This is a genomic window from Streptococcus sp. 27098_8_66, from assembly GCF_041431945.1.
Lineage (GTDB): Bacteria > Bacillota > Bacilli > Lactobacillales > Streptococcaceae > Streptococcus > Streptococcus dentalis.
Map to the genome: position 1 here is coordinate 1 of NZ_JAPVYS010000003.1, position 25,242 is coordinate 25,242.

Sequence of the window (25,242 nt, forward strand, 5' to 3'; positions counted from 1 at the left end):
AACTACTACAACTCAAGAGCAGACTACAACCACAACGACTCAAGAGCAGACTACAACCACAACGACTCAAGAGCCTACAACTACAACTACTACTACTCAAGAGCAGACTACAACCACAACGACTCAAGAGCCTACAACTACAACTACTACGACTCAAGAGCCTACAACTACAACTACTACAACTCAAGAGCAGACTACCACAACTACTACGACTCAAGAGCAGACTACCACAACTACTACTACTCAAGAGACCACAACTACAACTACTACGACTCAAGAGCAAACTACCATAACGACTCAAGAGCCTACAACTACAACTACTACGACTCAAGAGCAGACTACTACAACCACTACGACTCAAGAGCCTACAACTACAACTACTACGACTCAAGAGCAAACTACCTCAACTACTACGACTCAAGAGCCAACTACCACAACCACTACGACTCAAGAGCCTACAACCACAACCACTACGACTCAAGAGCCTACAACCACAACCACTACGACTCAAGAGCCTACAACCACAACTACTACTACTCAAGAGACCACAACTACAACTACTACGACTCAAGAGCCCACAACTACAACTGATGAGCCTAAGACTACGGTAGCAACTACTGATGAACCTACGACTACTTCTGAAGAGCCTAAGACTACGGTAACAACTACCGATGAACCTAAGACTACCGAAGCGACTACAACACCAGAAGAACCAGAAAACCACAATAGTAGTGAAGAAGATACAACAACTACTACTGTAGAACCTAAGACTACACCCGAAAATCCAAATAAACCTGAACATTCTGGTACTACAACGACACCAAGTGCGCCAGCTTCCAATGGTGAAAACAATGGTGGAGGTCACAAAACACTTCTTCCTAATACAGGTGAAGTTGTTGCATCTGGACTCGTCTTCTCAGGAATTCTTGTCTTAGCAGGTGCTGTTGGAATCAAATGGAAATTGACTCGTCAATAATTTATTAATTAAAAATAGTCAATTTTCTAACGAAATAGATTTTCAATGCATCTTAACAAATAGTTCAACTAACAAAGAGAGAACCTTTTGGCTCTCTCTGATTGATAAAAAGAGGCTGGGACAAAAGTCCTAGCCTCTCAATTATTTTTGGATTGTCGAGCAAGACGCAGTGGTTGAGTGGGCTCTACTACGCTGATTTCATCAGCTTTTACAGCCCTACTCAACTGTGCGGAGGTGGGACGACGAAATCGAATTCTAACGAATTACCGATTTCTGTCCCACTCTCTTTTCTTTGTGTAAGCCCTATAAGGATTTGGCTTACATCGGTTCGTCTACATCTCAAAATATTGGCGAAATGCTTAGCGAATATCCCTTTTTATTTTCGCTAAATCAGGTTTTTGGATGAAATATCAGATGATAACGAAAATAGTTTCGAAAATACAAAAAGACAAACGTCCAAATGTAACGTCTGTCTTCAAGCTTTTTTCTTTGTTTATGGTAAGATGGCAATGGAACGGACAGGTGAACCAGTTGCCTTGTCCCAGTGAGGGAAAGCAATCGAAATCAAGGCACCTACAGCTGGAACTTGATCCAATTGATTCAAGACTTCTACCTGATAAATGTTTTGTTCCAAGAGGTAGTATTCGTTAACCAAGCCATGTTCTGCTGCTGGAATACCCGCATCGGTATCGAAGGTTTCATGACCCACGGCCTTGACATGGCGTTCATGAATCAAGAATTCCAAGGCTTCACGGCTCCATCCTGGACTTTGTTGAACCCCATTTTCATCAAGATTGCGCATAGCATCTTGATCTGGCCAACGTTTTGACCAATCACTGCGGAAGGCAACAAAAGCACCCTCAGCAATTTGTCCATGCTCTGCCTCAAAGTCTAAGATATCTTGTTTGCTCAAGATAAAGTTTGGATTGGCAGCAACTTCTTTAGACTTGTCGATAACATAAAGTGGCAAAAGGAGATCTTTGAGGTCAATCTCATCCAACCAACGACCCCCTTCTACAAAGTGAATCGGTGCATCGATATGCGTTCCGTATTGACCAACCACTGTAAATTTTTGAACATGGAAACCATCTTTTAATGTGAAAAGATCTTCTTGTTGCAAAGCAGGAAGGGCTGGGAAGTGTGGACTTTCCGCATTGATTTGGTGACTCAAGTCTACCCATTTTTTAGCTTGCAATTCTTTATAAATACTTAGTAAATCTGACATGTTTCTTCCTCCTTATTCGCCCCAAACTTCAGCGACAATTTCTTTAATCAAACCGATTTTTTTCCATTGGTCTTCTTCTGTCAAAATGTTTCCTTCTTCTGTCGAAGCAAAGCCACACTGAGTAGATAGGTAAAGATTTTCCAACGGAACATACTGACTCGCTTCTTTAATACGAGCAATCACTTCGTCCTTGTTCTCCAGTTGACCACTCTTAGATGTCAAGAGGCCTAACACCACTCCTTTACCAGGGGTTACTTCTGCAAGTGGTTCAAAACCACCAGCCCGATCGGTATCAAACTCTAGGAAGTAAGCATTGACGACTTCTTCTCCAAGGAGTTCTTTGGCAATCGGAGCATAACCACCTGATGAAGCCCAAGTGGAATGGAAGTTCCCACGACAAACGTGCGTATTGACGGTCAAACCAGCTGGAACATGTTGGTAGACATCGTTGTTAAAGGTCAAGAAGAGATCAGCGAGTTCTCGGCGAACCTCATCTTTTGACTTGCCTTGAGCTGCTCCCCAAGCCGTCAAAAAATTATCATCTACCAAGACACCCCACGTACAGTCATCTACTTGAAGGGTCCGAAGTCCTGCATCATACAAATCTTGAATCACTTGAAGATAGGCTTGCTTGATGTCTTCACGAACAGCCGCAAAATCAGGATAGATGGTATTCAATTGTTCTACATGTTCTGCATCACGGATCAATTCAAAATAGAATTGCGCAGGTGCTGGAATGGTATATTTAGTCTCTACACCATCTACATCCGCCACAAGATCCCGCAAGAACTTGTAATGCTCTACAAATGGATGATTGGCTCCTGTGATTTTTCCAACGACAAGTGCTGAGTCCGCCTTGGTTGTTTCATCATGGAATTGATAGCCTTGAGCAGCTTGGACATGATCAATGCCACCAAAGCCCCAGAAGAAATCCAAATGCCAATAAGCTCGGCGGAATTCTCCATCTGTTACTGACTTCAAACCAGCAGCAATTTCTTTTTCAACGAGGTCACGAATCGCCTGATCTTCTACTTTTGTTAAGTCAGCTTGACTGATTTTTCCAGTTGCGAAATCTTCACGAGCCTGAACCAAAGTGGCTGGACGAAGGAACGAACCAACATGGTCTACGTGATAAGGTGCATGTGTATGTGTCAATATGATTTCCTCTTTCCTATAAGTTTTACATTAATTCATCAATGCAACCATTATAACAGTCCAACACTTGATAAACAAGGGATTGGGATAATCTAATATCTTTGATATCTATATAGTCTTAAACTATAGCAAAAAAGAAGTCCTTGAAGGACCCCTTTTCTTAATTTTTAAATGCATTGAGCATGACTTGGAACTCTTCGTTCGTGAGTGTAATACCTTTTCCCATCTTTGTATGGTCGGGACTCCAGGTCCGGATATCATACTTAGCAGGAGCACCGTTAAAACTCACACGGTTCAATTCTTTGGTCCAACCCTTGTCATTTTCTGACAAGACCAGCAAATGTTCTTCGATTTGGAATGAAAATTCTGCCATTTCACGACTCCTTTCTTGCCTTCTCATCTCTAATATTCGTAAATTATTTACAAAATCATTGAAATTATCTATAATATATTGTATCAAGTTATGGAGAATTTAGCTATGAAAAAATTTCTCGAGATCGTTAAAGACCGAGCAAATGAATTTTTCAATGGAAAAGTCAGTACCCCTGCCCCATTAGAAGATGAGAGAATTATTGAAATCATTCAACAAGCATTGCGAAAAAAACAAGGGGTACATGTTATTTTTTCAAATAAGAGTTTTACAGGCGATATTGTCAAGTATGACCAAGAACGCCGACAACTGATCGTGAAAAATTTCAAGAAGAGTATGTCCACGATTATTCGGATTTCTGAGATCCAGAAAATCAGTTTGGTCCCCAATAATATTCGCATCGCCCAACAAAAAGGAGAGGTTTAACCCTCTCTTTTTTTGTTATACTCGAACAGTTTTACTTGCCCCATCTTTTGAGTAGAGATTGATTAAACCTTCCTGGCAAGAACGAATCATATCTCCTGACTTGACTTCTTGTGGAACCGTGATCGTGAGAAGCTCCATCGGATTTGGTGCGCGATCAATCTTCACTCCATCCTTATCATGCAAGTCTTGGATCTGGCATTCAAAATGACGGAAGCCTGGTCCGTAGAATTCCACTTGATCGCCTTCATTGATGACATTCCGTTGGCGAATCGTCGCTGTCATGGTAGATGGATCAAAGTCCACCACTTCTCCTACAAATTTGTATTGAGGAATTTTACGACGCGCCCCAAACAATTGTTCATTTTCAGTCGGTGTTTGGTAGTAGAATCCAGTTGCTAATTCACGTTGAGCGACTTTCCACAATTCATTGATCAAATCATCCTTGATGGCATAAAAGGCTTCTGGACTTTCCATATAGGCATCACAAGCTGCCTTGTAACAGTTGGCTACTGTTGATACGTAATGGACAGATTTCATCCGACCTTCGATCTTCAAGCTATCAACTCCATTGTCAATCATGTCTGGAATATTTTCGATCATACACATGTCCACGGCTGACATAGAGTATTCTTCTGGGACTTGTCCTTTGATACTCTTGCGTTCTTGGCCAAATGGCATATCGTAGAGATCGTATTTCCAACGACAAGATTGAGAACAACCACCACGATTGGCATCCCGGTCAGACATGTGGTTAGAAAGGGTACAACGTCCGGAATAGGAAATACACATGGCTCCATGAACGAAGGCTTCGATCTCAAGATCGGTACGCTTACGGATCTCTGCCAACTCTTCCATGGATACCTCACGGGCCAAGACGACACGGGTCAAGCCATACTCTTTCCAGAAATGGAAGGTCTCCACGTTGGTTGCAGAAGCTTGCGTAGACAAGTGAATATTGAGTCCAGGTGCATAGGTTGCACAGATTTCAATCAAGGCCGGGTCTGAGACGATCACGGCGTCAAGGCCCATATCTCGTAATTCACGGAACCACTCACCAGCCCCTTGTTCATTTCCCTCATGGGTTACCATGTTCGAAGCCACGTGTACATCTACGCCACGTGCATGAGCATACTCAATTCCTTCACGAAGCTCATCCATGGTGAAGTTTCCGGCACGGCTACGCAAACCATAGGCTTGTCCACCAACGAACACAGCGTCTGCCCCATAATTAACGGCAACTTTTAACTTTTCTAATGTTCCAGCAGGTACCAAAACCTCTGGACGTTTTTTTGTATTTGTCATGTTTTCTCCAATTTACAAGATTGTCGATATGATGAATAGCCTCTTCGTTCCCTGAAAAAGGAAAACTCACAAACGAAGAAGCCCTAGTATTATTTGTTATTTTACACGATCTGATTCATAATCATAGAAACCAGTATCCAAACCACGATTAGCTGGGTGCAATTTGCGGATTTCTTCATCAAACAGATAGGCTTGACCCTGTGTAAATGTTCCTTTTTGAATCAAATCACGGGCCTTGACAAAGTGCTCTGTAATTTTGACAAAGTTTTCACCCGGACAGTAGACACCATCGAGTTTCCAATGATCAAAGCCATGTTCAACCAACTCAGACAATTTGGTCATCATATTCAAGTCATTATTTGAGAAGATATGGGTTCCATGTTTGTCCTCGTAGACCGAATAATGAGAATTGGGATCTCCTGGCTCGGCCAAGAACAGATCCCGATCTTTGGTCACAGACTCTTCTGTCTTGATAAAGTTGTAATAATTCTGAAGTAGCGGTCGTTTCGAATGGTGAATAATGCTAGCACCATAGACCAAGACTTCTGCTGGAATCTGAAGATTCTCAGCCATTACGAATAATTCGGCAGATGGAATCTCACGAGCCAAAACAGCCTCAGAAGCACCTGCTTGTTTTCCCCAGAAGTTGATCTGGCGGCTCGAAGTGACCATGGTTGAGGCATCGTAAATCGTTTTGAATGGATAGCCATCTCGTTTCAAGACATAAAAAACGCCCGCATCTCCGACAGTAATATAATCAGCCTGAATTTCCTTTAGAAAATCTAGGAAAGGCTTGATTGAATCCATCATCGATTGGTGCATCAGTGCATTTACAGCTACTGTCAATTCTTTGCCAGCAGCATGGACCAGTTGGGCAATTCGATTTATTTCGTCATAGCTTAAAGTTTGAGGCAATCGTAATCCGTAATCTTTTTCACCAACATAGATTCGGTCAACCCCTGCATCAATCAGGGCTTTCGCTTGCTCAACACTCTCTGCTGTTGCTGTAATAATAATATTTTTCATAGAACCATTATAACAAAAATTCCGATATTCTAGAAAAATTTATTCATTTTGTAAAATTTGTAACATTTTTGTAACATTTATATACCTGAATTCATGATAGAATAATAGAGTACTGTTAGGAGAGAGAAAATGCCCGTAAGAAATTTAAGACACTATGAAGAAGAATTCGATTATATCGAATTAACCAAACAAACCCAAGAAACCCCTATTCAGGACTATGCTCCTGAAGTTGAACCCGCGCCTCAATTAAGTGAATTGCTATATTTTTTGAATATCGCTATTTTCTGTGTGTTGACGGTTGTATTTAGTTTTATCTTTTTAGCAACAAAAATGAATACCTTCTTTGCGTTTGCTTTAGCGATTGGTTCTAGCTTTGCTAGTATTCAAGGGTTCCGAATTTACTACAATAAACGAAAAAAATAAAAATCAGGTTCACCTGATTTTTTTATTTACTCGAATTTTTTTAATTCCTAAGTTGTCAAATTAAGTTAGACTTTTCATGTAACTCAGAAAAACTTGGTATGGTGTTTGATAATTCAAAGACTTCCTAGAAATTCTATAAGAATAAAAACTTATTATGAGTTAAAGTTATTCAATCATCTATCGAAACTTTCCGCCGTGAGAAAAGTGCCTGAAACAATTATGTTTCAGGCACTCGGGAGTTTTGAAACTTTAGGTTCAAAACTAAGTCATGGAACTTCTTTGAAGTTCGCTGACGTCCGTACTCACTTGAGGAAAGTTTCTAAGATGATTTTGTCTTCAATCTGAAATGAGCTCACTGAGCCTCATTTTTTTTTATGCTTCTTTTGTTTCTTCTTCGGCTGCTTCTTCAGAATCTTTTTCATCCAACTCTAACACGATATCTTCTGATTCTGTTTGTTTGCGAATGGATTGAACCAAGTCATTGCCACTTAGATTTTCTTTTTGAAGTTTATCCTTAAATGAGTGATAGACTTCTTGAGATTTTCCAACCACATCTTGCGTCTTTTCTTTGACTGACTCTAAAACAGTACCTGTCGTAATTTCTCCAGAACCAACTTTTTCTTTGGTTTGTTGGATCACTTCTGCTGCTTGTCTTGAAACATCCTTAGCAGTTTGTTTCACCGATTCATGTACTTCTTGAGGATCTTCTTGATAATCTTTTACGAAGCGCACCACTTTTTTAGTGACTTTCTTTCCTTGCTCAGTTGATAAATAGTAGGCTGCTGAAGCACCTGAAATGACACCAATTAATAAACTAGATAAACGTCCCATATTCTTCCTCGATTCTATTTAAATAATTTTGAAGCCATCTTAATCGCTTTTAATCCGATAGAGGCTTTCACTGTTTTTTCACCAGCTGATACAGCTTTGGAACCTAATTGACGGGCTTGATCATTCAAATCTGAAACAGACTCTGAAAGATCCGCTACGGCTGTAAAGAGTGGGTCAATCGTTGCAACTTTTTGATTCAAATCATCCGTTAAAACATTGACTTTTGCCAATAGATCATTGGTCTGATGCAAGGTGACATTGACATCTGATGTCAAAACTTGGATGGTTTTTTGCGTCTCATCTACAACTTTTCCAATCTTTGAGAGGAAAAAAATCATATAAATGACAAGTGCTACTAAGGCAAGGCCTAAGAGGCCGTAGGCAATTTCAATAAACATATATTACTCCTTTGCTTCTACATAATAAGGGGCTTTTTTGCGACGTTGGTAGATGATGATGGCGAGTCCAACTAGAATCAGGATCATCGACAACCACTGGGAAACACGTAAGCCCGCAAACATCAGGCTATCTGTCCGCATTCCTTCGATGATCATCCGACCAAAACCATACCAGATAAGGTAAAAGGCTGTGATCTCACCTTGTCGCAAAAATTGGGGCTTCCTACGAAGAATCAAGATCAAGAGAAATCCTAACAGATTCCAACTGGATTCATATAAGAACGTTGGCTGACGGTAACTGCCATCTATATACATTTGGTCTCGAATAAAAGAGGGCAGGTAGTTGAGACTTTTAACAGCAGCTCCATAAGCTTCCTGGTTAAAGAAGTTTCCCCAGCGACCAATACTCTGTGCAATCATGACGCTTGGGGCCGCAATATCTAAAAAGTCGATCGGTTCAATCAAGCGTCTGCGAGAGAATAGATAGAGGACAAGGGCACCTGTCAAGAGGCCACCATAAATCGCGATTCCTCCGTTCCAGATGGCAAAAATCTCACCCAGGTGCTGGCTATAATAGCCCCATTCGAAAATAACGTAATAGAGTCTGGCTCCCACAATCGCAAGCGGAAAGGCGATCAAAATGAAATCAATGATGGCATCTGGATCAATTTTTTTACGGGGCGCTTCTTTCATAGAAAGATAAACGGCTAGAATCAAGCCAGAGACAATACAAATTGCGTACCAACGAATACTGATCGGACCTAATTGAAGGGCTACTGGATTCATTCCTTCACCTCATTTTGACTAATCAACTGGGACAAACGTTCTTCAAAGGTTTTGGTGGCATCATAGCCCATTTCTTTAGCCCGAACATTCATAGCTGCCGCTTCGATCACGACCGAAATGTTCCGACCAGTCTTCACAGGGATGCGTATACGAGGTATAGTCACGCCACCGATTTCCAACTCTTCTGCATTATTACCAAGACGATCATAAACTTGATCCTTAGCATAATTTTCCAAGTAAACGGCAATTTGGACTTGTGAAGAATCCTTTACAGCACTGGCACCATAGAGACTCATGACATCGATAATCCCGACACCACGGATCTCTAGTAAGTGGCGTAGAATTTCAGCTGGCTCTCCCCAAAGGGTCATCTCGTCTCTCGCATAGATATCAACTCGGTCATCTGCTACGAGACGGTGACCCCGCTTGACAAGTTCCAGACCTGTCTCGCTTTTTCCGATTCCGCTATCTCCTTGGATCAAGACACCCATCCCATAAATATCCATCAAGACACCGTGTACACTCGTACGTTCTGCTAGCCGACTATCCAAATAGCTAGAAAGCTCTCCAGACAAACGACTGGTTGCAACATTGCTCTTCAAAATGGCTAATTGCTTCTCTTCCGCAGCTCGCAACATTTCTTCTGGAATTTCTAAATTCCGCGCGACAATGATGACAGGTGTCTCTGGCTGGAACATCTTGCGCAGGACCTGATGACGGTTGTGAGAGCTCATCTTCACCAGGTAGGACCATTCTTTCATTCCTACAAGCTGAATCCGCTCAGGTGTGTAATAGTCGAAATAGCCTGTCATTTCAAGACCTGGACGTGAAATGTCCGCAGTCGTAATTTCCTTGCTTAAGAGGCTATCATCCCCATAAACAACCGATAGACGAAGCTTTTCCTGTATATCGCGAACAGTAACTGCCATATCATTCTCCCTTTTCAAATTCTCTTTCTATTATAGCAGATTTTCTCTTCAGACGAGAGCCTGAAGTGTCATTTGAAAGATCCATTTTCAACTCCTTTTTAAGGCAAGCAAAAAGAGGCGAGGACAAAGGTCTCCAACCTCTAGGAAATGATGGGAACATATGAAGAATGCTCTAGCCTTGGCCTTGCAAGAAATCTGTAATCATAGATTTGATTCCGGTAGAGACTGCATAGACCACCGCATTTGAAGGAAATGCGATCAAGCCAAGCATAAAAGCGGAAGGTCCTCCCCCCAACAAGGAGAAAACCAAATACAAAACCGGCAGAAATAAAATCGAAAACCGATAAATTTGTGGCTTTCTAGCCATTTCTGTTGGCAGAAACAAGAGGTAGAAGAGACTATTCCAAATGCCCAGTGGAAAAAGGAGCATTCCGATCAAAACTGTTCCAACTCCTTCCCCAAAAACACGATTTAAAATGAAAAACTGTCCTATAAAACTGAAGAAGAGATATAGAATAAAAGCAAGGGAATAGAACTTCTGCTTCACTCGGATCTCCTTTTAGAAAAATGGACTATCATTCTGATCATGGATGGGTTCAGCCTCTTTTCTTCGACGAGGTCGAGGGCCATAATCAAACATTTCCTGCTCCTCCTCGTCCTTATAAGGTAAGGTCGTATCTAACAGTAAATAGATAATCACACCGATAAAGGCATGAGAAACCGTGAAAAGAATAAACAAGAAGCGTAGGAGAGTTACACTCAGACCAAATTTATCAGCTAAGCCAGCTAGCACACCTGAAACCAGGCGATGTCGTTTTAATTTGTAAAATGATGATGTCATTTGATTTTCCTCTTTCTAGTTAGACCTATTTTAGCAGAGTCGAACTGGAAAGAGATCCGCCTAAAGACCGATTCTTACTCTTGTCTCATTTCAAGAAATTGCAAGCGACTGCGACAGCGACCGCAAGCATATTTCTTCAGATCGATTTTTCGCTTTCTTCTATACTCTTGGCCACAATGGGGACATTGATAGAGATAGATCCGCTTGACTCGCCCAGTTCTATCTGGTAGAGGAGGTGTGAAACGAAGACCGTTCACTTGCTGGAGGAGTTGCTTAAAGGCTAGATCTTTGTGGCGATAGCCTTTACCTTGATCGTAAAGATGGTAATGGCAGAGCTCGTGGCGGACGATTTTGCGAAAGACCTCTAACCCAAAAGCTTGGTATATTTTCGGGTTGAAATCAAGGTGTCGATCCTTGGGAAAGAAACGACCCCCAGTGGTTTGAAGACGTGAATTCCACTCTGCCCGATGACGGAATTCTCTCCCAAAATCTTCTAGGGATACTTGGCGTACATACTCAGTCAGATTCATTCGGAGCTACCAAACTGAGATTGACTTTTTCGCGTTCCACATCAATCTTCTTCACCCAAACGGTTACCAAATCACCTACTGAGACGACCTGGCTTGGATGCTTAATAAACTGCTTACTCATATGGGAGATATGAATCAAGCCATCTTCGTGAATGCCAATATCGACAAAGGCTCCAAAGTCAACCACATTGCGCACAACCCCTTCTAATTTTTGGCCAATATGCAGGTCTTTAATATCCAAGACATCCTGACGGAGCACGGGTGCATCAAAGGAATCCCGCAAATCGCGACCTGGTTTTAGAAGATCCGCAATGATATCTTTCAGGGTTTCTGGTCCCAGATCCAGCTGAGTAGACATCTCCTTTATGTTCACAGCTTTTAATTTTTCCTGAGCTGATGCATCGAGTTCGGTAATTTCAAGAAGCTGAAAAAGTTTTTCAACTTCCTTGTAACTTTCAGGGTGAACGCCGGTATTGTCCAAGATGTTTTTACTTTCAGGGATGCGTAAGAATCCAGCAGCCTGCTCGAAAGCCTTGGCACCGAGGCGAGGGACTTTTTTAATCTGTGCTCGTGAAAGAATCATTCCTTCTTCTTCCCTGTATTTCACAATATTTTCAGAGATGGTTTTATTGAGTCCTGCTACATGCGCTAAGAGAGAGGGACTAGCCGTATTGATATTGACCCCAACTTGGTTGACCACAGTATCTACCACGAAATCCAAGCTTTCTGTCAGTTTTTTCTGATTGACATCGTGCTGGTATTGACCCACACCGATGGATTTGGCATCGATTTTCACCAATTCTGCTAGCGGATCTTGCAAGCGGCGGGCAATGGAGATGGCCGAGCGTTTTTCAACGGTTAGCTCTGGGAACTCATGACGGGCCAACTCACTAGCTGAGTAGACAGAGGCTCCGCTTTCATTGACAATAACATAGCGAACTCCTGGATGGTCATGAAGCACCTCTGCGACAAAGGCCTCACTTTCACGGCTGGCTGTTCCATTTCCAATCGCAATAATTTCTACTCCGAACTCCTTGATCAAGGAAGACAGTTCCTTTTTAGCTTGCTCGATCTGAGCTGGTTTTGCAGGAGCAACTGGATAGATGACATGGGTGGCAAGCATCTTTCCTGTTTCATCGACAACGGCTAGTTTAGCACCAGTCCGAAAGGCTGGGTCAAATCCAAGGACCACGTGCCCTTTTAATGGAGGAATGAGCAATAGATTCCGTAGATTCTCAGAGAACAATTGAATGGCTCCGTCTTCTGCCACCTCCGTCAACTCTGTCCGAATCCGACGTTCAATCGCGGGAACGATTTTTTTCTTAACCGCTTGTTGAATAACCTCATCGACATAGGCATTTTTAGTTTTAAAACGAGCCTCAAAAATACGAATGATCCGATCCAGTTGGTGCTCAAATCCAACTTTGAGAACGCCCAATTTTTCCCCACGATTGAGAGCTAGGGTCCGGTAGCCTTGCATATTCTTGATCTTCTCAGAAAAATCATAGTAGATTTCAAAGGTTCTCTTAGGATCTAAGCTTTCATCCTTCAAGGTTGACGTCATGAGGGAATGTCCATGAATTTCTTGATAGGTGAGGGCCCGTAATTGGGTATCCTCTGAAATAGCTTCTACCAGAATATCCACTGCACCAGCTAAAGCCGCGGTTTCAGTTGGGAAGGCCTCACAGGTAAATTTCTGAGCCTCTGCTTCCAAGTCTGGACTATTTTGCAAAATGAGACGTGCCAAGGGGAAAAGTCCTGCTTCTCGGGCAATCGTCGCCTTGGTCCGACGTTTTTCCTTATATGGAAGATAGAGCTCTTCGACATCCGCTAATTTTTCAGCAGCCTCAATTGCCTGCTTGAGCGCCTCTGTCAGTTTGCCTTGTTCCTCAATCTTAGCAAGGACGGTTTCCTTTCGTTCGGCTAGAGCCGTTAACGATTTGTCCCGGTCAATAATGGCCTTGATCGCAACTTCATCTAAATTTCCCGTCATATCTTTTCGATAGCGGGCAATGAAAGGAATGGTTGAGCCTTCTGCGGTCAGACTCAATACGGTATCGATTTGTTTTAAGCTAACACCCAATTCTTGGGCTATTTTTTCATATTTATCCATAGCTTCTATTATAGCATATTTTACTGCCATCAAGGGGTGAGATCGCCTGTTCTGGTCTCTGTTTCAGGGATTTTTCATAGATAATTTTGACCCTATTGATCTTTCCTTTTATGCTCCATTTCCCCCTTGCTCCTTCCTTTTTGTTATAATGAAAGAAAATAAAAAGGAGGCCCAATAATGGCTATTAAATTCTCAAAAACAGATGATCTTGATAAAATGTTTGAAAATTTTGCGAGTTTTCCGGATGTAGAAAAGAAAGTAGAATTTCCTGAAGAGAGAAAGAAGGCAGAAACTGCTACAACTAAAGAAGCAAAGAAGGCTGAGGAATGACATTCTTTCAACACCTTCCCTCTAGCGTCTTGCAGGCTGGGGCTATTTTTCTCTCGATTATTATCGAAGCCCTACCGTTTGTCCTAATCGGAAGTATCATTTCAGGGATTATTGAGGTCTATATCACCCCCGAGAGGGTCTACCGCTTTCTTCCCAAGAATAAATTTGGGAGGATCTTCTTTGGGACCTTTATCGGCTTTATCTTTCCTTCCTGTGAATGTGGGATTGTTCCCATTATCAATCGCTTTCTAGAAAAGAAAGTTCCAAGTTATACTGCTGTCCCCTTTTTGGTGACAGCACCTGTCATCAATCCCATCGTTCTCTTTGCGACCTACTCAGCCTTTGGGAATTCTGTCAAGATGGCCCTCTACCGAGCCCTTGGTTCCCTACTGGTCGCAACGGTGCTAGGGATCTTTCTTGGTTTTATTCAAACAGATTCGATCCAAAAAGAACATCGTAAGGCTGTACATGAACATGATTTTAGGAACTTGAGCAAAGGTCAGAAGCTCTTCCAAGTCTTGGTGCAAGCCATTGATGAATTCTTTGATACGGGACGTTACCTGGTATTTGGTTGCCTCTTTGCCAGCCTCGTCCAAGTCTATGTCCCAACACGGATCCTCACTTCGATCAGTGCGACACCGGTAATTGCTATTCTCCTTCTCATGGTCTTGTCCTTTCTCCTCTCACTTTGTAGCGAGGCGGACGCCTTTGTTGGATCCTCTCTTCTGACGAGTTTTGGAGTAGCGCCTGTTCTTGCCTTTTTGGTGATTGGGCCTATGCTTGATGTCAAAAATCTCCTCATGATGAAAAATTATCTCAAGACCCGTTTCATCTGGCAATTTATCGGTATTGTGAGTGGAGTTGTGCTCCTTTATGCTTGGTTTGTGGGGGTAGTGCTATGATTCGTTTTTTGATATTAGCTGGCTATTTTGAGCTTACCATGTACCTGCAATTATCTGGTAAGCTCAATCAATACATCAACTTACACTATTCTTACTTGGCTTATATTTCCATGTTCTTGTCCTTTGTTTTAGCTCTTGTACAGCTGATCATCTGGGTCAAACAGATGAAGATCCACAGTCATCTCTCTGGCTTCTGGGCAAAAGTGGCGAGTATCTTCTTGCTCTGTATTCCTTTGTTTGTCGGGCTATTTTTCCCTACAGTGACACTGGATTCCCAAACAGTCTCTGCCAAAGGCTACCACTTCCCGGTTGCGGCCGGTTCTTCCAAGGAAATCCAGCAGGACGAAGGGACAACAACCCAGTATCTCAAACCAGATACTAGTAGCTATTTTACCAGATCTGCCTATGAGTCAGAAATGAAGCAGGCGGCAAAGAAATATGTTGATAAAAAAGTGATCCAGGTGACCACTGAGAATTACATGGAAGTCATGGAAGTGATTTATGATTATCCTGACCAATTTGCAGGAAAGACGATCGAGTTGACCGGCTTCGTATACAATGACCCCAATAACAAGGACAGCCAATTTCTCTTTCGTTTTGGGATCATCCACTGTATCGCAGATTCCGGAGTCTACGGTCTCTTAACGACTGGTGCTCCGCAGCATTTCGAAAACAATACCTGGATCCATGCGAAAGGAACCTTGTCTATTGAATACCACAAGCAGCTCAAGCAAAGCTTGCCTGTCCTCCACATTACGGATTGTCAAACCATTACACAACCAGATAATCCTTATGTCTACCGCGTATTCTGATGGAGTCACCAAGTTTCTTCGGTAATCGATCCAAACAGCTTATAGCAATTGAAGCTAGAATCCACATTGGTTCTAGCTTTTACTATGCTTTCCTCTCAAATCCTCTAATCCAAGCGGAAAATATTCGGAACAACGATTCCATCAAAGAAATCTTGTAGATTTTATGGTAAAATATGGTTAATAAAATAGGAAATAGGTACTTAAATGTCTTCAAAAGTTATTGTAACCATTTTCGGGGCTAGTGGAGATTTAGCCAAGCGCAAACTCTACCCATCCCTTTTTAGACTCTATAAATCAGGAAATCTATCTGAAAACTTTGCGGTTATCGGAACAGCCCGCAGACCATGGAGCAAGGAATACTTTGAATCAGTCGTGGTAGAATCCATCACAGATCTGGCAGATAGCCCTCAACAAGCTCAAGAATTCGCTAGCCATTTCTACTACCAAAGCCACGATGTCAATGATACCGAACATTATATCGCCCTGCGTGAATTGCAAAATAGCTTGGATGAAAAATACCAAACGGAACACAACAAGGTCTTCTTCTTGTCCATGGCTCCTCAATTTTTTGGAACCATTGCCAAACACCTTAAATCAGAAGGCATTGTGGATGGACAAGGCTTTGAGCGCTTGATCGTTGAAAAACCTTTCGGTACAGACCTGGAAACAGCTAGTCAGCTCAACAAGGAATTGGAAGAAACCTTTGATGAAGAACAAATCTTCCGGATCGACCATTATCTTGGAAAAGAAATGATCCAAAATATCTTTGCCATTCGTTTTGGAAATCTTATTTTTGATAATCTTTGGAACCGAGATTTTATTGACAATATCCAAATTACCTTTGCTGAACGCTTGGGGGTTGAAGAACGCGGTGGCTACTATGATCACTCAGGGGCCCTTCGGGACATGGTGCAAAATCATACCCTTCAGCTTTTGTCATTGCTTGCCATGGATAAACCAGCTACCTTTACTAAGGATGCGATTCGGGCAGAAAAGGTTAAAGTTTTTGAGCAATTGCACAATCCAACAGATGACGAATTAAAGAAATTCTTTATTCGTGGTCAATACCATTCAGGTACGATCGAAGGGAAAAAAGATATCTCTTATCGCAGTGAGCCAAATGTCGACCCTGAATCTACTACGGAGACCTATGCTTCTGGTGCGTTCTTTGTTGATAGTGAGCGCTTCCGCGGTGTGCCTTTCTTCTTCCGTACCGGAAAACGCTTGACCCAAAAAGGAACCATGGTCAATGTGGTCTTCAAGCAAACCGATTCCATCTTTGGACATAGTTTGCAACCAAATGTCTTGACCATTTATATCCAACCAAACGAAGGTTTCTCATTGAGCATCAACGGAAAAGAGGTCGGAGAAAAATTCAGTATCGCACCGATTTCCTTTGACTACGAAACAGATGCGACCGCAACTGGGGCTTCACCAGAGCCTTATGAAAAATTAATTTTCGACGTTTTAAACAATGACTCAACCAATTACAGCCACTGGCACGAAGTCCGTGCTTCATGGCAATTGATTGACCGGATTGAAAAACTATGGGCCGAAAATGGAGCACCGCTCTATGAATACAAGTCAGGATCCATGGGACCAACTGCATCCGATGATCTCCTTGCAGACTACGGAACCGAGTGGGTTTGGAAACCTGAACCTAAGAATTAAGGAAGGCCACCTTCGGGTGGTTTTTTTGATAGCGCAAGGAAACAAAAAGACAAATTGTTCTTCCAACAATTTGTCTTTTTCTATTTGACTCTTAAATCAAGCCTTCCAAGAGACCTCTAATGAAGTTTTCTGAGTGGAATGGTCCGATATCATCAATCTTTTCTCCGAATCCAATCAACTTCACTGGAATGTCCAACTCTTCACGGATCGCAAGGACGACCCCACCTCGAGCTGTTCCATCGATCTTGGTCAATACAATTCCTGTCACAGGTGTAATTTTTGAAAATTCTTTTGCTTGCACCAAGGCATTTTGACCGGTTGATGCATCAAGGGCCAGTAAGGTTTCATGCGGTGCATCAGGTACCACACGCTTGATAATCCGGCCGATTTTTTCAAGCTCTGCCATGAGGTTGTCCTTGTTTTGCAGACGACCAGCTGTATCAATCATCAGAACATCGATGTTTTCAGCGATCGCGCGTTCCATTCCATCAAAGACGACGCTAGCAGGATCTGATTTTTCAGGACCTGTTACAACTGGAACATCTACGCGGCGTCCCCATTCTGCCAGTTGAGCCACTGCTCCTGCACGGAAAGTATCTGCTGCAACCAACATGACTTTCTTGCCTTCTTGTTTGTAGCGGTGGGCTAACTTCCCGATAGAGGTTGTTTTACCAACTCCATTGACCCCAACAAAGAGCATGACCGTGAGACCATCTTGAAAACGAATGGCTTCATTAAATTGGCCATCCTTTTCATACAAGTCCACTAATTTTTCGATGATCACGCGCTTGAGAGCATCTGGTTTTTTGGCATTTTCCAAACGGGCTTCATAACGCAACTCTTCGGTTAAATTAGAGGCCACTTGAACCCCAACGTCACTCATGATCAAGAGTTCTTCCAATTCTTCAAAGAATTCTTCATCAACTGAACGGAAATTAGCAAAGAAGGCATTGAGACGTGCTCCAAATCCAGTCCGTGTCTTTTTCAAGCTACGATCGTATTTTTCCTGAATGGTTTCTTGCTCTGACTCAACCTCGTCTGGAATTGGCTCTTCTGCCTCTTCAACAGTTCTTTCTTCAACTGCTGATGCAGCTTCTCCTTGAGGAAGTCTAGACTCGGCTTCTGCCACTTCTGAAGTTTCCTCCACTTGAGCAATCGCTTCTGATACTTCAGGTTCTGAAACCTCATCCTGAGCTTCTACTAGTTCTGGAGACTCCTCTTCTGTCGTGCTCCCTTCTACTAGCTCAGCTTCAGATGATGGAAAGGCAATTGGTGACTCTTCTTCCATTTCTGAACCATTAGCCCCATCTGCTTCCTCACCATTTTCAGTTTCTTCCGCTTCCATTTTCACTTCTTCAAGAGGCTTAGTCTCCTCCGTGTCATCAGCTAGTGGTGAAACTTCTTCAGGACTTGCTTCTGTTTGAGCAGGTTCAAAGACCACTGGAGACTCCTCTACTGGTACTTGGTCTTCATTAGTCTCTGATGTCACTTTTTCTTCTACAAGAGGTTCCTCTGCCGGCTCTTCTTGAGCGACGGTTAAAACAGGTTGATGAGTGGCTGCAATTCGCGCTTTAAGCTCTTGGTAGTAAGCCTCCATATCAGCGATTTTTTGCTCTTCCTTGTCATTTAAGGTAGCCGCCGGCTCCTCTTTGACAGTTTCTTCAACCTTCGTACTGTCCGTCACTTCTTCAGAAGACGGAAGTACTTTTTCAGTTTCTTCTTTTTTTCCAAATAAACGATCAAATAATCCCATTTATTCACTCTCCTTTAGCACATAATTTTCAATTGCCCATGCGACGGCATCCTGGTCATTGGTCACAGGGGCCACAAGCGCTGCAACTTCCTTCACTGCTGGAATCGCATTGCCCATGGCAACCCCCAGTCCAGCCCACTGGATCATAGACAGGTCATTGGCTTCATCTCCACAGGCCATGACTTGATCTGCCTTAAGACCCAAAATAGCTGCCAGTGCCTCTAAACCTGTCGCCTTGTGAACATTTTTAGGACACCATTCCAGCAACATTTCCCGAGATTTAAAAATTTCATAGTCTTGAAATAACTCTGGCTTGATCTGCTTGATCGCTACATCTAAAAAGTCTTGATCGACAGCTGTCACACACTTGTTGTAGGAAATCGTGGATGGTAGGTCTTTTAAATCTGTCTCAATAAAGTTCAGGTAGGGATTGTAAAGGGAATAGAGAGACTTTCGATCTGCATGAATCTCATAAACCGTTCCCTCACTGATAGCATCCAGCGGAAGGCCTAGACGGGCGGTTTCATCATGAATGATTGCGACATCTTCTGGTGCCAAGACAACTTTTGAGAGGATTTCTCCATTATTTCGCTGCACTAGACCACCGTTGAAGGTAATCGTATACTCTTCTTTGAGGCCTGCTGTTCCCAATTCTTCCAAAAGAAAATCCATGGCTTTCAAGGGGCGACCTGTGGTTAGAACCACCTTGACACCTTGAGCCTGTGCAGCAGCGAGGGCTGCTCTATTGCGAGGGGAGATCTTTTTTTCTGAATTGAGAAGGGTCCCATCTAAATCCAGCGCAATCAAGGAAATCTGACTCATACAATTTCCTCCATGTAGCGGAGGACAGAACCCGTCGCATGGTGGCCGATGACTTTTTCAGCAATCGCTAAGATTTCAGGACGTGCATTTTCTGGCGCTACAGGATGGCCCACGACTTGCATCATATGGAGGTCATTTAGGTTATCTCCAAAAGCCATCACCTGATCCATCGAGATCCCTAGTTTATCCGCTAAGGCGGTAATGGCCACTCCCTTATCGACATAATCGAGGACAATATCAATCGATTCAAAACCTGTCGTCATCGCTTTGACACCGGGGATATTCTCAGTGACCCATTGTTCACCTTCAAGTACAAGATCTGCATCAAAGTTGGTGGTCAATTTGAAAATTTCATCCTGAATATCCACTAGGCTTTTCACTTTTTGAATATTTTCATTGTAGTTTTGACTCAAGGCCAGATAGTCGGGATCTACTGTTTCTAAGACATAGCTTCCTTTTTTCCCAGTCAAAAGCAGTTTATTAGGGTCTGCATAAGGGGAGGATTTCAAAGCTTCAAAAACACCCAAATAAAAGTCTTTGGACATGGTCGCTTCGTAGAGATCTTCTCCATGAAATTCTACCACACTACCATTTTCAGCAATGAAAATCATCTGGTCCTCAAATCCTTTAAAGAGGGATTTGAGAGAAAGAAGGGCACGGCCACTTGCAGCAGCAAAATAGATGCCTTTTTCTTTGCAGCTTGCTAATACCTTGCGTAAAAGGTCTTGATCGTACTGATGTTGGTCATTTAAAAAGGTTCCATCCATATCCGTAGCGATCAATTTAATATCATTATTCTTCATTTTCTAAGTCTTTCAATTTTACTGAGACGATTTTAGAAACCCCAGATTCTTGCATGGTCACACCATAGATGGAATCTGCAGCTGACATGGTTCCCTTCCGGTGCGTCACGACAATAAATTGGCTTTCCTTATCAAAGCGGTTCAAATAATCCCCAAAGCGTTTGACATTAGCCTCATCTAGGGCAGCCTCTACCTCATCCAGAATGACAAATGGAATAGTCTTGACACGAATAATCGAGAACAAGAGAGCCAAGGCAGACAAGGCCTTTTCTCCACCACTCATGAGGTTTAAGGATTGGATCTTTTTACCAGGTGGATGCACAGAAATCTCAACACCAGCTGTCAGAAGATCTGGCTCTGTCAGAATCAAATCAGCAGAACCCCCACCAAACATTTGACGGAAAGTGACTTTAAAGGATTCACGAATGGCTTCAAAAGTCGATTTAAAGCGTTCCTTGACTTCGTCATTCATGTCGTTGATGGTAGACAGAAGCATGTTTTTCGCAGCCAAGACATCCTCACGCTGGCTTGAAAGGAAATCAAAGCGCCCCTTCACCTCGTCATACTGCTCGATCGCATCCACATTGACTGGACCAAGTGCCTTAATATCTTTTTCGATGCTCTTGAGCTGGTTTTCAGCTGCCGCAAGATTTTCAACAGGTTGAGCCTGCTCTTTGGCTTGGTCAAAGCTTTGCATGAATTCATCAGTAATTTGCGTTAAGAGCTTGTTTAAACGATCCGCATGCTTTTCACGTGTCGCTTCAGCCTTGGCTTGTTGACGAATCCACTCTTCGTTTTTCTTACGAGCTTGTTCCATCTGTTCTGCAACATCTTCGGTCTGGCCTTCCAAATCATCCAGCTCAAAGCGTTTCCGAATGACTCCTTGTTCCAAGTCCATTTTCTTGGCTTGGGCCTGTGCCAATTGATTGGCTAGCTGCTCCACATCCACTGTCTGAACTTGAGCCTCGCCTTGTTCAATCAGCAATTGCAACTGATGCTCTTCTACTTCCAACTGGGAGATCGTTTCTTCCAAGCGACGAGCATCTGTTTGCTCATAGCTTTGTTGGCTCTTACATTCCGTCTGTTGAAGTCGCAGGTCTGCCAATTGCTCTTGCAGGTTTTGTACCTTTTGTTGCAAGACATCTTTGTCCGACTTCATGTTTTCAATATCGCGGTTCAAGTTTTCTTTTTGAAGCTCAATTTCTGCCAATTGCTCAGTAAGGGACTCCAGCTCTTCTTGGAGAGACTGGGTTGCATCTGTTGCCAATTCTGACTTCAAAGCTTCTAAGAGTTCCTGAATTTCTTTCAGTTGCTCTTGACTTTGTTGGTAAGCCAATTGGGCCCGCTGTTGCTCCAGACGCGCTTGTTCACCCTGATTTTGAATAGAGGCCAGGTATTCTTGCGCCTGCCTGAGCAGATTGTCCTTGGTCTCGACCTCCTGCTCTGCTTCTCTCAAACGAGCATCCAGAGCTTGCATTTCCTGCTTCAAACTATCCAATTCTGGTTTGACAAAGACCGTATTTTGGGAACGATTGGCACCACCGGCATACGATCCTCCGGTCCGCAATTCGGTCCCATCCAAGGTCACCATCCGAACTTGATAGTTGACTTTACGAGCCGCCTCACGCGCATGCTCCGTCGTGTCAAAGATGGCCGTTACTCCAAGCAGGTTTTGGAAAATCTGTTCAAAACGATGCTCATAGGTCACTAAGTCACTCGCAATTCCTAGAAATCCTGCACTTGCTTGAATCAATTCCAGATTCCGAGGGGATAGTTGACGGGCTTTGATCGTCGTGAGCGGAAGGAAGGTTGCCCGTCCCAAGCGATTGCGTTTCAAGAAATCGATCGCTCGAGTTGCAGCCTTTTCATCCTCGACAATGATCTGTTGGCTGCTAGCTCCCAGAGCAATTTCAAGCGCCGTCTGGTAGTCTTTTGAGAAACTCAAATTCTCACTAACAGCCCCACAGATGCCTCCTAACCGTTCTGCTTCTTGTAAGACACTCTTGACGCCTGCATAGAAGTTACTATGGTTCTTCTGAATGGCTTCCAAACTATTGATCCGCGCCCGCTTATTCTTGCTCTCATCCATCAAGTCAAACATGGCCGTTTGAGCCTCTTGGTAGGCAGCTTTGGCTTGCTCCACTTTTACCAATTGATTTTGGTATTCTGCTAATAGGCCTTTGACCGTCGCTTGTGCCTGATCCAACTCCTCTAATTGTCGGACTTCTTTTTCCTTGGCAGTTTCAAAGTTTGTTTGTGCCTTGGTCAAATCCTCTTGACGATGGCTAGATTCTTGCAGGAGTGCCTGGATCCGACTCTCAATCGCTGTCCGCTCATTCGATTTTTCAGCCTCCGTCTGCAAGAGCGCGACATACTGCTCGCGTAGATGCTCAATGACTTGTTCCGGATCTTCTTCGTAGTTGGCTAATTCTTTTTCCAACTCTTCTTGTAGCTGACGGTTCTCTGTCAGTCTTTGTTGAAGCACAGCTAGCGTCTCTTGTTTTTGAGCCAGCTCTTGTTTCGCTTCTTCCAGACGGGCCAAAACAGCATCCAACCGCTCAAGATTTTCCCTGCGACTATGGGCTGCTTGACTCGATTGCAACTTAGCTACTTCAATTTGCTTTTCTAAATCACTGATCAAACGAGTGACCTCAAGCAAGCTCGCCTGGTCCTCAGCTAAGCTCTCATCCAACTGATGACGGGCTTTCTTGATGCGTACATTCTCTTCTTCTAAGACCTGACGACGTTGGTAATAAGAGGCCAACTGTTCTTGAATAGCTTTTTCTTCTTGATCAGCCTTTTCGTAGAGCTCTTTTGTCAGATCGACTTGAGCGACCAAAACATCCAGCAAGAGAACCTGCCGTTCTTGGTCTAATTCCAAGAAACGGCGAGCGACCGTTGCTTGCTTTTCAAGAGGTTGGATCTGTCCTTCTAATTCATAGAGGATGTCTTCCAGACGGTCCAAATTCTCCTGGGTCTGATTAAGCTTAGTCTCCGTTTCCTTGCGCCGCGTCTTAAATTTCAAGACACCAGCAGCTTCTTCAAAGATAGCCCGGCGTTCTTCCGGTTTGGAGTTAAAGATCTCCTCTACCCGACCTTGGGAGATAATGGAGAAGGAATCACGTCCCAATCCCGTATCCATGAACAAATCATGAACATCTCTGAGACGTACTTTCTTGCCGTCGATCTTGTACTCGCTGTCTCCTGAACGATAAATATGCCGTTCGACACGAATTTCTTTACCTGCCTGTTGGATAAAACCATCCTGGTTATCTAAGACAACTGTGACACAGGCATAATTCAGCGGTTTTCGCGATTCTGTCCCTGCAAAAATGACATCGGGCATCTTGCCCCCACGTAGACTCTTGACACTGGATTCCCCTAGGGCCCAGCGCAAGCTCTCCGTGATATTTGATTTTCCAGATCCATTAGGCCCTACAACGGCAGTGACCCCTTTGTCAAATACGACTTTTGTCTTATCCGCAAAAGATTTAAAGCCTTGGATTTCAATCTCTTTTAGATACATGGGCCATCATACCTCGTTTCAACTGCATTGCGGGCTGCTTCCTGCTCCGCTAACTTCTTGGAACGACCATGACCACATCCCATCGTTTGACCGTTCACGAACACTTCTACTTCAAACTCTTTCGCATGTGCAGGACCGGACTCGCTAACCACTTGGTATTGGATCTCCACATCTCCGTGAACCTGTAACAGTTCTTGCAGGCGGGTCTTGTAGTCAATGACCTGAGAAAATTGACCCGTTTCAACCTTTGGAATCATGACCTGATAGATGAAGCGTTTGACTGCTTCCACTCCTTGATCCAGTAAAAGAGCACCTAAAAAAGCTTCAAATAAGTCTCCAAGAATCGTATCACGGTCCCGACCACCAGATTTTTCTTCGCCCTTGCCCAGTTTGATGAAATGGTCAAATTGGCAATCCCGAGAAAAGCCAGCCAAACTCTCTTCACGGACAATCATAGAACGGAATTTGGACAAATCTCCCTCCGGTCTGTTGGGGTGTTCCTTATACAAATATTCGGAAATAACTAATTGAAGAACAGCGTCTCCTAAAAATTCCAAACGTTCGTTATGTGAAATTTTTAAGAGGCGGTGCTCATTGGCATAAGAGGTGTGCGTAAAAGCGGTATCTAATAAACTGCTATCTGAAAAAACGATCTGAAACCGTTCCGATAACAGGGCTTGTAATTTCTCCATGGAAAGCCTACTTTCTAATAAATTTATACTCTTAAGTATACCAAAAAAGAAGCACGAACGCACTTCTTTTCCTAGTTCTAGGGCCTGATTTCTCCATTTTTAATCAGGATCTTCGTCTGTTGGATTTTCAGGCTTATTAGGGATCACTTTTAAGAGATAAAAGGTGATAAAAATCGTCAAAGCACTTAAAGCAAGCTTCACCCAAATAATCGGAGCCAGATAGATCGAAATCCCCATCAGAATGTAGATCTGAAGAAGGATCCATTTCTTCCGTTCTTTGGCAATCGATTTGGTCTCTCGGTAATCCGCTACATAGGTCTGATAAAGCTTGGTTTGGTAAAGCCAAGTTTCAAAGCGTTTGGAACTTTTGGCAAAGCAAGCCATAGATAAGAGTAAAAAGGGGGTTGTCGGTAAAATAGGCAAAGGAATTCCAATAATTCCTAGTCCCAATGATATAAAACCAACCGTAAGATAAACAAGGCGCATTTTCTTCTCCTTTGTATGATTCCTTTTTGTTATCATTCCACAAGCATCATATCGGATAGTTGAAGGATATTCTTGTTGATTTTTCAATATTTTAATAATCTTTCTGGTCTTAAT

General features: G+C 43.0%; 26 protein-coding genes. 7 read left to right on the forward strand and 19 right to left on the reverse strand.

The window, feature by feature from the left end; translation table 11 throughout:
* Positions 1 to 976 (forward strand): LPXTG cell wall anchor domain-containing protein (locus O3642_RS03290; protein ID WP_371605390.1); only part of this gene is annotated, 976 nt, incomplete at its 5' end.
* Between the two features lie 493 nt (positions 977 to 1,469).
* On the opposite strand, the gene O3642_RS03295 is transcribed toward O3642_RS03290, so the two are convergent.
* From O3642_RS03295 to O3642_RS03305, 3 genes are all read right to left on the reverse strand, one after another.
* Positions 1,470 to 2,201 (reverse strand): cyclase family protein, encoded by a 732-nt coding sequence (locus tag O3642_RS03295; RefSeq protein WP_371605391.1) that lies wholly within the window; start codon positions 2,199 to 2,201, stop codon positions 1,470 to 1,472.
* A gap of 12 nt (positions 2,202 to 2,213) precedes the next feature.
* A complete protein-coding gene (locus tag O3642_RS03300) occupies positions 2,214 to 3,356 on the reverse strand; it encodes a 5-methyltetrahydropteroyltriglutamate--homocysteine S-methyltransferase (protein WP_371605392.1) in 1,143 nt (380 codons plus the stop codon).
* A gap of 160 nt (positions 3,357 to 3,516) precedes the next feature.
* Complete coding sequence (locus O3642_RS03305) at positions 3,517 to 3,729, reverse strand: YdbC family protein (RefSeq protein WP_041818320.1); 213 nt, start codon at positions 3,727 to 3,729, stop codon at positions 3,517 to 3,519.
* A gap of 90 nt (positions 3,730 to 3,819) precedes the next feature.
* On the opposite strand from O3642_RS03305, the gene O3642_RS03310 reads away from it, so the two are divergent.
* On the forward strand, positions 3,820 to 4,152 hold the full coding sequence (locus O3642_RS03310; RefSeq protein ID WP_013903885.1) for a hypothetical protein: 333 nt from the start codon (positions 3,820 to 3,822) through the stop codon (positions 4,150 to 4,152).
* A gap of 15 nt (positions 4,153 to 4,167) precedes the next feature.
* Here O3642_RS03310 and O3642_RS03315 read toward each other — a convergent pair whose 3' ends face one another.
* Positions 4,168 to 5,454, reverse strand: a complete 1,287-nt coding sequence (locus O3642_RS03315; RefSeq protein ID WP_061604760.1) for a U32 family peptidase — start codon at positions 5,452 to 5,454, stop codon at positions 4,168 to 4,170.
* A gap of 96 nt (positions 5,455 to 5,550) precedes the next feature.
* Entirely contained in the window at positions 5,551 to 6,480 is a 930-nt protein-coding gene (locus tag O3642_RS03320) for a peptidase U32 family protein (RefSeq protein ID WP_371605393.1), read from the reverse strand.
* A gap of 129 nt (positions 6,481 to 6,609) precedes the next feature.
* Between O3642_RS03320 and O3642_RS03325 the strand changes: the two genes are divergently transcribed.
* Complete coding sequence (locus O3642_RS03325) at positions 6,610 to 6,903, forward strand: DUF3270 family protein (RefSeq protein WP_003013511.1); 294 nt, start codon at positions 6,610 to 6,612, stop codon at positions 6,901 to 6,903.
* Between the two features lie 372 nt (positions 6,904 to 7,275).
* Here the strand turns inward: O3642_RS03325 and O3642_RS03330 are convergent, their stop codons facing one another.
* From O3642_RS03330 to O3642_RS03365, 8 genes are all read right to left on the reverse strand, one after another.
* Positions 7,276 to 7,734 (reverse strand): YtxH domain-containing protein, encoded by a 459-nt coding sequence (locus tag O3642_RS03330; protein WP_371605394.1) that lies wholly within the window; start codon positions 7,732 to 7,734, stop codon positions 7,276 to 7,278.
* 14 nt (positions 7,735 to 7,748) lie between these two features.
* On the reverse strand, positions 7,749 to 8,132 hold the full coding sequence (locus tag O3642_RS03335; RefSeq protein ID WP_049482777.1) for a DUF948 domain-containing protein: 384 nt from the start codon (positions 8,130 to 8,132) through the stop codon (positions 7,749 to 7,751).
* A 3-nt stretch (positions 8,133 to 8,135) separates the two neighbouring features.
* Positions 8,136 to 8,918: a prolipoprotein diacylglyceryl transferase gene (gene lgt / locus O3642_RS03340; RefSeq protein ID WP_003008112.1), complete on the reverse strand. Its 783-nt coding sequence runs from the start codon at positions 8,916 to 8,918 to the stop codon at positions 8,136 to 8,138.
* A complete protein-coding gene (gene hprK / locus O3642_RS03345; RefSeq protein ID WP_003008114.1) occupies positions 8,915 to 9,847 on the reverse strand; it encodes an HPr(Ser) kinase/phosphatase in 933 nt (310 codons plus the stop codon). The genes lgt and hprK overlap by 4 nt, the downstream gene beginning before the upstream one ends.
* 172 nt (positions 9,848 to 10,019) lie before the next feature.
* The gene (locus O3642_RS03350; RefSeq protein WP_371605395.1) at positions 10,020 to 10,394 is read right to left on the reverse strand and encodes a hypothetical protein; all 375 of its coding nucleotides are present in this window, start codon (positions 10,392 to 10,394) and stop codon (positions 10,020 to 10,022) included.
* Positions 10,395 to 10,406: 12 nt separating this feature from the next.
* Entirely contained in the window at positions 10,407 to 10,688 is a 282-nt protein-coding gene (locus tag O3642_RS03355) for a PspC domain-containing protein (RefSeq protein WP_003005023.1), read from the reverse strand.
* Positions 10,689 to 10,762: 74 nt separating this feature from the next.
* On the reverse strand, positions 10,763 to 11,218 hold the full coding sequence (locus tag O3642_RS03360; protein ID WP_371605396.1) for a SprT family protein: 456 nt from the start codon (positions 11,216 to 11,218) through the stop codon (positions 10,763 to 10,765).
* Positions 11,205 to 13,361 (reverse strand): Tex family protein, encoded by a 2,157-nt coding sequence (locus tag O3642_RS03365; RefSeq protein ID WP_371605397.1) that lies wholly within the window; start codon positions 13,359 to 13,361, stop codon positions 11,205 to 11,207. The genes O3642_RS03360 and O3642_RS03365 overlap by 14 nt, the downstream gene beginning before the upstream one ends.
* A 147-nt stretch (positions 13,362 to 13,508) precedes the next feature.
* Between O3642_RS03365 and O3642_RS03370 the strand changes: the two genes are divergently transcribed.
* The 4 genes from O3642_RS03370 to zwf all read left to right on the forward strand — a co-directional run bounded on the left by O3642_RS03370 (position 13,509) and on the right by zwf (position 17,046).
* Positions 13,509 to 13,661 (forward strand): SPJ_0845 family protein, encoded by a 153-nt coding sequence (locus O3642_RS03370; protein ID WP_003013213.1) that lies wholly within the window; start codon positions 13,509 to 13,511, stop codon positions 13,659 to 13,661.
* Positions 13,658 to 14,563 carry a permease gene (locus tag O3642_RS03375; protein ID WP_003005412.1) on the forward strand — a complete coding sequence of 302 codons (906 nt, stop codon included), beginning with the start codon at positions 13,658 to 13,660 and terminating at the stop codon, positions 14,561 to 14,563. The genes O3642_RS03370 and O3642_RS03375 overlap by 4 nt, the downstream gene beginning before the upstream one ends.
* The gene (locus O3642_RS03380) at positions 14,560 to 15,375 is read left to right on the forward strand and encodes a TIGR03943 family protein (protein ID WP_371605398.1); all 816 of its coding nucleotides are present in this window, start codon (positions 14,560 to 14,562) and stop codon (positions 15,373 to 15,375) included. The genes O3642_RS03375 and O3642_RS03380 overlap by 4 nt, the downstream gene beginning before the upstream one ends.
* A 204-nt stretch (positions 15,376 to 15,579) precedes the next feature.
* The gene (gene zwf, locus O3642_RS03385) at positions 15,580 to 17,046 is read left to right on the forward strand and encodes a glucose-6-phosphate dehydrogenase (protein ID WP_320910533.1); all 1,467 of its coding nucleotides are present in this window, start codon (positions 15,580 to 15,582) and stop codon (positions 17,044 to 17,046) included.
* Positions 17,047 to 17,137: 91 nt separating this feature from the next.
* On the opposite strand, the gene ftsY is transcribed toward zwf, so the two are convergent.
* From ftsY to O3642_RS03415, 6 genes are all read right to left on the reverse strand, one after another.
* The gene (gene ftsY, locus O3642_RS03390) at positions 17,138 to 18,799 is read right to left on the reverse strand and encodes a signal recognition particle-docking protein FtsY (protein ID WP_371605399.1); all 1,662 of its coding nucleotides are present in this window, start codon (positions 18,797 to 18,799) and stop codon (positions 17,138 to 17,140) included.
* Positions 18,800 to 19,621 carry a Cof-type HAD-IIB family hydrolase gene (locus O3642_RS03395; protein ID WP_003005452.1) on the reverse strand — a complete coding sequence of 274 codons (822 nt, stop codon included), beginning with the start codon at positions 19,619 to 19,621 and terminating at the stop codon, positions 18,800 to 18,802. It abuts the gene before it with no gap.
* Positions 19,618 to 20,424 carry a Cof-type HAD-IIB family hydrolase gene (locus O3642_RS03400; RefSeq protein ID WP_371605400.1) on the reverse strand — a complete coding sequence of 269 codons (807 nt, stop codon included), beginning with the start codon at positions 20,422 to 20,424 and terminating at the stop codon, positions 19,618 to 19,620. The genes O3642_RS03395 and O3642_RS03400 overlap by 4 nt, the downstream gene beginning before the upstream one ends.
* Entirely contained in the window at positions 20,414 to 23,950 is a 3,537-nt protein-coding gene (gene smc, locus O3642_RS03405; protein ID WP_371605401.1) for a chromosome segregation protein SMC, read from the reverse strand. The genes O3642_RS03400 and smc overlap by 11 nt, the downstream gene beginning before the upstream one ends.
* The gene (gene rnc, locus O3642_RS03410; RefSeq protein ID WP_371605402.1) at positions 23,941 to 24,642 is read right to left on the reverse strand and encodes a ribonuclease III; all 702 of its coding nucleotides are present in this window, start codon (positions 24,640 to 24,642) and stop codon (positions 23,941 to 23,943) included. The genes smc and rnc overlap by 10 nt, the downstream gene beginning before the upstream one ends.
* Before the next feature lie 99 nt (positions 24,643 to 24,741).
* The gene (locus O3642_RS03415; RefSeq protein WP_371605474.1) at positions 24,742 to 25,128 is read right to left on the reverse strand and encodes a YbaN family protein; all 387 of its coding nucleotides are present in this window, start codon (positions 25,126 to 25,128) and stop codon (positions 24,742 to 24,744) included.
* Positions 25,129 to 25,242: the final 114 nt, after the last annotated feature.